Source organism: Candidatus Poribacteria bacterium, from assembly GCA_016866785.1.
In the GTDB taxonomy this organism is placed as follows: Bacteria; Poribacteria; WGA-4E.
On record VGLH01000163.1, the window covers coordinates 1 to 7,534 of the forward strand.

8 protein-coding genes are annotated in these 7,534 nt (G+C 65.6%); all 8 read right to left on the reverse strand.

Annotation, left to right across the window (positions count from 1 at the left end):
* Positions 1-3: 3 nt before the first annotated feature.
* Complete coding sequence (prmA, locus tag FJZ36_17005) at positions 4-903, reverse strand: 50S ribosomal protein L11 methyltransferase (protein ID MBM3216598.1); 900 nt, start codon at positions 901-903, stop codon at positions 4-6.
* The gene (gene dnaJ, locus FJZ36_17010; protein ID MBM3216599.1) at positions 900-2,081 is read right to left on the reverse strand and encodes a molecular chaperone DnaJ; all 1,182 of its coding nucleotides are present in this window, start codon (positions 2,079-2,081) and stop codon (positions 900-902) included. Before dnaJ ends, prmA begins: the two co-directional genes overlap by 4 nt.
* Before the next feature lie 38 nt (positions 2,082-2,119).
* A complete protein-coding gene (gene grpE, locus FJZ36_17015; protein MBM3216600.1) occupies positions 2,120-2,683 on the reverse strand; it encodes a nucleotide exchange factor GrpE in 564 nt (187 codons plus the stop codon).
* Entirely contained in the window at positions 2,680-3,780 is a 1,101-nt protein-coding gene (hrcA, locus tag FJZ36_17020) for a heat-inducible transcription repressor HrcA (GenBank protein MBM3216601.1), read from the reverse strand. Before hrcA ends, grpE begins: the two co-directional genes overlap by 4 nt.
* Before the next feature lie 96 nt (positions 3,781-3,876).
* Positions 3,877-4,668 carry a geranylgeranylglyceryl/heptaprenylglyceryl phosphate synthase gene (locus FJZ36_17025; protein ID MBM3216602.1) on the reverse strand — a complete coding sequence of 264 codons (792 nt, stop codon included), beginning with the start codon at positions 4,666-4,668 and terminating at the stop codon, positions 3,877-3,879.
* Between the two features lie 24 nt (positions 4,669-4,692).
* Positions 4,693-6,012 (reverse strand): NAD(P)/FAD-dependent oxidoreductase, encoded by a 1,320-nt coding sequence (locus tag FJZ36_17030; GenBank protein ID MBM3216603.1) that lies wholly within the window; start codon positions 6,010-6,012, stop codon positions 4,693-4,695.
* Complete coding sequence (locus FJZ36_17035) at positions 5,861-6,070, reverse strand: ferredoxin (GenBank protein MBM3216604.1); 210 nt, start codon at positions 6,068-6,070, stop codon at positions 5,861-5,863. Before FJZ36_17035 ends, FJZ36_17030 begins: the two co-directional genes overlap by 152 nt.
* 43 nt (positions 6,071-6,113) lie before the next feature.
* Positions 6,114-6,995, reverse strand: a complete 882-nt coding sequence (locus FJZ36_17040; protein ID MBM3216605.1) for a hypothetical protein — start codon at positions 6,993-6,995, stop codon at positions 6,114-6,116.
* Positions 6,996-7,534: the final 539 nt, after the last annotated feature.

The following is a 7,534-nucleotide window of genomic DNA, read 5'->3' on the forward strand; positions in this document are numbered from 1 at the left end:
TAGCTAGCTGCGCGCGGCGAACGTGGCGGAGATCGCAACCCAGCCCTCGTTCTCGCGCTGCTCGACGATTCGGAGACAGTGATTCAGCAGCGCGTCGCGCACCTTGTCGCCCTCCGGCGACGTGATGCCGGAGAGATGGCAGGTTCCATCAGGCTTTAGCACGCGCGCCACATCGCCCAGCGCAGGGACGATGACATCCGCCAGGATGTTCATGAGGACGAGGTCGAAGTCTCCCGAAACGTCCGATATCTTGCCCTGGCGTATCTCGACCACGTCTTGGACGCCGTTGGTTCGGCAGTTGTCGACTGCGACCGGCAGCACGTCCGGATCGTTGTCCACCGCGAGCGCGGAGGCAGCCCCTAGCTTGATCGCCGCGATGGCGAGGATGCCGGAGCCGGTACCCACGTCGAGAACTCGTTTGCCGGACAGATCGATGCCCGTCATCTGATCGAGAACCAACCGCGTCGATGCGTGCGCCCCCGTGCCGAACGCCATCCCGGGGTCCAGACGAACGACGGCGGCGGCCCCAACGTCTCCCAGTTCCTCCCAGGTCGGCGCGACGATCAACCGCTCCCCGAACCGATGGGGTTTGAAGTGAGAGCGCCACGCGGTCGCCCAGTTCTCGATCCGCAACGGCTTCAGCGAAACCCATCCGGGGTCGGTTCGCAGACCGTGATCGCCGAGACTGTTGACGAGATCGCGGACGCGCACGACGAGGTCGCCCACGTCGTCGCCCATCGGGAAGTACGCGGTGATCGTGACCCGGGATCCGCCGATATCGTCGCATTCCTGATGGGACGCGACGCCGACGGCTCCGAGCTCCGTGAGATGGAAAGTCGCGGCTTCGACCGCTTCGGTGTGAGTGACGACCTGTATCTGCGCCCAGAACGACGGATCGTTCATTCGTCGTCAGACCTGGCGTCTTGACCGCTGAAGAAGTCGCCGACCGCCTCGAAGAACCCGCGCTTGTGCTTGCGCCGCGCGTAGGGGTCGGACTTCTGACCTCGTTTGGGATCCGCCTCGTCGCCGTCGAGCTCCTGACGCTGCTCAGCGAACTCGCGCAAGAGCTCGCGGTCGCGGTCCGATAGCCGCGTCGGCGTCTCGACGAAGACGCGCACTTTCAGGTCGCCGCTGCCGTTGCGTTGCAGGTGGGGCATGCCTTTGCCGCGCAGCGTGAACGTGTCGGCGGTCTGCGTGCCTTCGGGAATGACGATCGGTTCCTCGCCCCCGATGATGGGAACGCGGAGTCGCGTACCCAGCGCAGCCTCGACCATTGTGAGCCGCCAGTCGAGCAGCAGGTCGTCGCCCTTGCGCTGGAAAAGCGGATGCGCCTTGACGTGCACGCCGACCAGCAGGTTCCCCGCCGGCGCTCCCATCCGACCGGCATCGCCCTGTCCGTTCATGCGCAGCACCATGCCGTCGTCGACGCCACGCGGGATCGTCACGTTCAGTTTCTGCACGCCGCGCACGCGTCCCAGCCCTCGGCACTCGCCGCAGGGGTCTGTCATGATCTCGCCGCGCCCCTGGCAGCGTGGACACGTCTGCTGCACGCTGAAGAACCCTTGCTGGAACACGACCCGACCGCGCCCTCCGCACTGAGCGCACGACTTCATCGTGCTGCCGGGCTTGACTCCGCTGCCCTTGCAGGTTCCGCAGGCGTCGAATCGCTCCAGTTCGACAGGAATCGACTTGCCGGCGTGGGCTTCTTCGAGGGTCAACTCGACGTCGTACCGGATGTCATTGCCGCGTCGCGTCCGAGAGCCCCCGCCGAACAGGTCGCCGAAGTCCCCGAACACCTGGGAGAACAGGTCGGTGAAGTCGGTCGTCGTGAAGTCGAAGCCGCCCTGCGATCCCCGGACGCCCTCGTGTCCGTGACGGTCGTAGTACGCACGCGAGTCCGCGTTGGACAGGCACTGGTACGCAGCGCCCACCTCCTTGAAGCGCTCAGCCGCCTCGTCGTCGCCGGGGTTTTTGTCCGGATGGTACTTGACCGCGAGACGGCGGTATGCCTTGCGGATGTCATCGTCGGAGGCATCCCGCTGAACGCCGAGTACTTCGTAGTGGTCGCGCGGAGGTGTCATCGAGTCCTATCCAGGAGCGAAACGAGAAGCCTGTCGATCTATTCCGAGGGAGCTACCGCGACCAGCACGGACGAAGCCCGGAGCAGACGGTCGTGCAGCAAGTACCCCTTCTGGAGCTCTGCGACGACCGTGTTCTCGGGAACCTCCGAAGTCGCATGCTGAGCGACGGCTTCATGGTAGTTCGGGTCGAACGTCGAGCCGACGGCTTCGATGATCGTCACGCCCTCGCTCTGTAGCGCATCGTCGAGCTGCTTGAGAACCATATCGACGCCTTCCACGAGCCCGGAGGCGTCCGCAGCCGACCTGGCGGCATCAACGGCGCGCCGGAGGCTGTCCGCCACGGGAAGCATCCGCTTCGCGAAGGACTCGACGGCGTACTTGCGGCTGTCTTCCAGATCGCGTTCGGCGCGACGGCGGCTGTTGTCGTAGCTCGCCGCCGTGCGAAGCAGTTGATCCTGCTTCGCCTTGAGCTCTGCGATATCTTCCTCGAACGCCCGAAGGCGTTTCTGCAGTCGCGCGTTTTCTTGGTCGAGTTCGTCTGGAGTCGCAGGACTCGAAGTCCCTGCCGACTCGTCGAACGCGTCGTCCACCATGTCGTTCATCCCTCTGTCCCGGCATCGCCGATGTGTTGCGGCGTCCCAAAGCTCGACATCGCGTGCGCCGTCCACTTCACCAGCGGAATGAGCCGCCAATACTCCATCCGCATCGGTCCGATGATCCCAATGGTTCCCGCAACGTGTCCGGGAAGCCGATACGGAGCGGCGATCACGCTGCACTGCTCCATGCCTTCACGAGCGATTTCCGTCCCGATGAGAACGCGCACCAGCGGATCGCCAGACGTTCCCTTGCCGCCGAACCCGCTGAAGAGCTCGGCTAGCGACTCCCTCGATTCGAGCGCTTGCAGAACCGCATGGGCGCGCATCCCGTCGAGGAACTCCGGCTGTATCGCGAGGTTCCGCGCGCCGTCCCAGTAGACGTCTTCCTCATAGCCTCGCAGGAACGCGCGTCGGGCGATCTCCACCGCCAAAGGCAGATGGCGACCCTCGAACATCGCGCACAACGCCTCGCTCTCAGAGGCGATCCCCTGGATGTCTCGAAGCCGACGACCCGCGAGCCGTTCGTTCAGCAGCGAGGAAACGGCGTCGAGCTCTTGGCTCGTGACGTGCTGCTCAATGGCGAACATCCGGTGTCTGACGAGACCCGGCTGCGTGACCAGTACGACGAGGAGCTGCGCCCCTCCGAGACGCACGATCTCGATCCGTCTCAGCACGCTGTCCCGCAGCTCGGAACTGACGACGACGCCGATGTGCCGTGAGATGTGCGACAGAAGCCGTGATGTGAGCAGGAACAGGTCTTCGAGCTGATCGAGTGTCGCATCGCTGAATCGGGAGAGCACCTCGGAGCGTTGCACGTCGTCCGCATCGCCCGTGCGCCCTTCCGGCTCCTGCAGGCGGTCGACGAAGTAGCGGTACGCCAGTTCGGTCGGCGCTCTGCCAGCGGACGTATGCGGCTGGTCGAGGTATCCCATGGTCTCCAGCTCGCCCATCACGTGCCGAACGGTGGCGGCGCTGATCCGCAAGCCGAATTCGGCGACGAGCGTCTTGGACCCGACGGGCTCCGCCGTGTCGAGGTGACACCGGACGATCGCCGCCAGCACCTCGAACTGCCTGGGAGTGAGCTCTTCTCGGTCTCCGTGCATATCGTCAGCTCCGGTTAGCACTCAACAGCCCTGAGTGCTAGTGAAGCATACCAGGCGCACCCGCAGAGCGTCAAGGACGCGCGTTCCGCCGATCCGTCATGCGTCAGGGCTCAGCCGTCGCCGTCGCGCACGCGCCGCCGCGTGCACGGCGTCGCTCAGTTCGCCCATCAGCGAACCGCGCGGGTCGCGTTCCAGGGCGGTGCCCGTCACGATGAAGCTGGCTCCCGCGACTACCCGCGAGCCCGCGTCCTCCGGCTTCGAGATTCCGCCGCCGACGATGATCGGCAGGCTGACACTCTCGTCTACGCGGCGAATCATCTCGTCGGGTACGGGGAACCGTGCGCCGCTTCCCGCTTCGAGGTAGAGGATTCGCAGCCCCAGGTAGGCGGATGCCAGCGCGTGAGCGATTGCGATGTCGGACTTGTCCCTCGGAATGGGCTGCGTGCCGCTCATGAACTGAACCGAGCTGCACGTCCCGCCGTCGATGAGCATGTAACCCGTCGGGATCGCCTCCAGTCCGTAGTCGCGCACGATGGGCGCGGCTCGGACGTGTTCCCCGATGAGGTAGTCCGGGTTTCGTCCGCTGACCAGGCTGAGAAAGAGCAGACCGTCTGCGTGGCGCGAAAGCTGGCTCGAAGCTCCGGGAAAGAGAATCGTGGGCAGCGGAGACGCTTCGCGCAGCCCCTTCACCGTGGCGTCCAGCCGGTCGCTCATGAGCAGGCTACCGCCGACCAGGAACGCATCGACTCCCGCACGCATCGCGTTCTCAGCGAGCACGCGGATGTCGGCGTTCAACACGCGATCTGGATCGACGAGCACGACGTATCCAGCCCCGCGCTCGTCGAGGATCGACTGCAGACGCGCCCATAGAGCCGGCTTCTCCGACATCACCAGCCTTCACCTCGGATCGTGTCAGAACCAACCCATCGCGACGAGCTGTCCCAGGTCCCACAGCAGACGCGGTCGCGTCCGTATCGCCATGCGAAAGACATCCACCAGGGTCAATCGCGCGCGACCGTGCAGCATCTCCGCGAGCTCGTCGAAGAAACTGTCCTCGAACTCCATCACCTGGTCGCGGATGCTCAGGATCGGCTTAAACGCCCTACCGACTTCCTTCTGCCAGCGCTCATCGTACTGACGGAGCATTTCACCCGAAAGATCGCCCTGGCGGATCGCCGACGCTGCCACCTGGGCGGCGAGCTGTCCGGCGATCATCGCGTTGGTGATGCCGCCGCCGGTCATCGGGTCTGCCTGATGAGCGGCGTCGCCGATCACCATCAACCCGTTGGCGGAGATCGGGCGCGGCTTGCCGTCGATGGGAATGCCCCCAACGACGGTCGCCACGATGGACGCATTCGGGAAAAACCGTGCCATCAGACGGTTCAGGCAGTCCAACGCGGTTTCCCGATGGCGTGTCGTGTGTTTCGGCGAGATGCCCAGCCCGATGTTCGCCAGGTTGGGTCCCTTGGGAAAGACCCATCCGTAGCCCCCCGGCGCATACACCGTGCCGATGTAGAACGTACAGCAGTCCGGCGCGTCGAGGCGAGCGTCCGACACGAGATACTGCGCCGCGACATCCATATCGACCAGCCTGCTGAGCGTGTTGAGCCCCGCCCACCGAGCGATTTGGGACTCGACGCCGTCGGCGGCGATTACCACCTTCGCGCGGACATCGTGGCTGGAACCCTGGTACTTCACGCGCACGCCGGCGATCTGGTCGCCGTCGCGGAGGACGTCCGTAACGCGCGCTTTGACCCGGACCTGGGCTCCCGTCTCGGCGGCGAGCTCCGCCAGCCGACGGTCGAAGAGCTTCCGCTCGAGGATGAGTCCCTCTCCGGGCGCCGTGATCTCGACGTACTTCCCGTTGGGAGCGACCAGGCGACACCGGTTGATGACCTGGGCGACCCAGCGCGGCTCCGGTTCGATGAACCGTCGCAGCGTCTGAGTGCCGACTCCCTCAGCACATCGCACCGGAGCGCCGATCTCCTGGCGCTTCTCCAGGAGCAGTACGCTCAATCCGGCGTCGGCAGCGAACCGGGCAGCCGTCGAGCCGCCGGGCCCCGCTCCGACGACGACGACATCATACGCGGAGTTCACGTCGTAACCCTCTTGGCTGCGTCTGAACCAGTTCGAGGGCGCCGACGGGACAGGCGTAGGTGCAGATGCTGCAGTCCGTGCAGCCCTCGTTGTCAACGAAGAGTCGAGTGTCCAACAGGTGAATGACGTTCTCAGGGCACGTACCGACGCACGCGCCGCAGTAATCGCATGCGTCGTAGTCGACCAGGATCATCGGCACAACATCCCAACGGGTTCGCGGCGAATGACCGATCCGGTCATCCAATCGCCACAGCAACGAGACCAACGACGGCACACAGCTTGACAGCTCGCTGTGCGTGACCCGCCGTCGCCGCATCGGGTCGCCGCCACGTGGCGACCACCGCCCAACCAGCGACCGGCTCGACCAACAAGCACACCGGCACGAGATAGCGCCAGCCGAACCCGACGTGTCCGGCGAAGGACGGCACGGGCGCCCAAACGGCGCTCAGGACGACGGCAGCCCCGGCAGCGATCAAGGGAACGCGCGGTCCCAGCACCGCAGGAGTCGTACGGAGGCTCGCAGCGAGGTCGCCCGGGAGGTCTTCGATGTCCTTGAGCACTTCGCGCACGAAGGTCAGGAGCAGTACGAAGACGTTCGCCGCGAATGTCGCCGCTCCCCCTCCGACCGCGACGCCTCCGGCGAGCACCGCCCCGGCGCTCAGCAGGCTGACGACCACGTTGCCGGCGAATGGCGTGCTCTTCAGCCAGAGCGAGTACGCCGCCAGCAGTGCTGCTGCCCCCACAGCCAGCAACAAGGCGACCGAACTGACAGTCGCCGCCAGTGCGATCCCGGCGAGCCCTGTCGCTGCGGCAAAGGCTCCCGCCATTCGGCGGCTGATACGACCCGACGCGATGGGTCTGTCGGGACGGTTCAGCCGGTCCGTCGCCACATCGCACACGTCGTTGAACGCGTTTCCTGCCGCCAGAATCAGGCTCGTTGCCGCACCGACCGCCACCGCGTGCGTAACGTGAGCGGACGTCCACGAGACGCCGTCGGCGCGAAGCTGCATCAGCGCGCCGACCGCCACGCCACCGACGGCGATTGCGGCGTTCGTCGGTCGGCACAGCGCCAACAGAGCTTGTACGCTCGCCACGTCACGACCGTCTGTCGGGCGAATCGTCCACCCAGATTGGGTTGGTCAGCGCGATCGTGCCGGCGTCGCCGCGCGTCGCTTCCGCTTCGAGGCGCACGTACGCACCCGCGTTCAGCGTCAGACGCAACTCCGCATCGTGTGTCAAGCCGGCACGCTCGGCGATGATCCGATGCTCCTCCGAAGCCCCTACCGACCCGATGTACAACACGATCCGGCTCAACTCGCCGAACTCGTCGGTAGAACGCGCCGACATCCGAACCGTCATCGAGCCGCCCCGGATCGTTGCGCCGATGCGGTGGCGTTGACCGTCCGCGTCAATGCTCAGGTCCGCGAAGGGCCCGTTCGTCATGGTGCAGGTTCCCGCGCGAAGACCCGCATAGAGCGATTCCACCGTGTCGTCCGGCGTGTAGACTGCCGTCCGCGGCGTCCCGAACGCCTCGCGCTGATCCTCGTAGACACTGAGAAACGGGAGACCCACAGCCCGAGTTCGGTTGAAATCGCCGTGTGCATCGCTGCCGGCAACGGCGGCGTAGCGCTTTCCCGCCAGCAGGAGTCGGATCCAC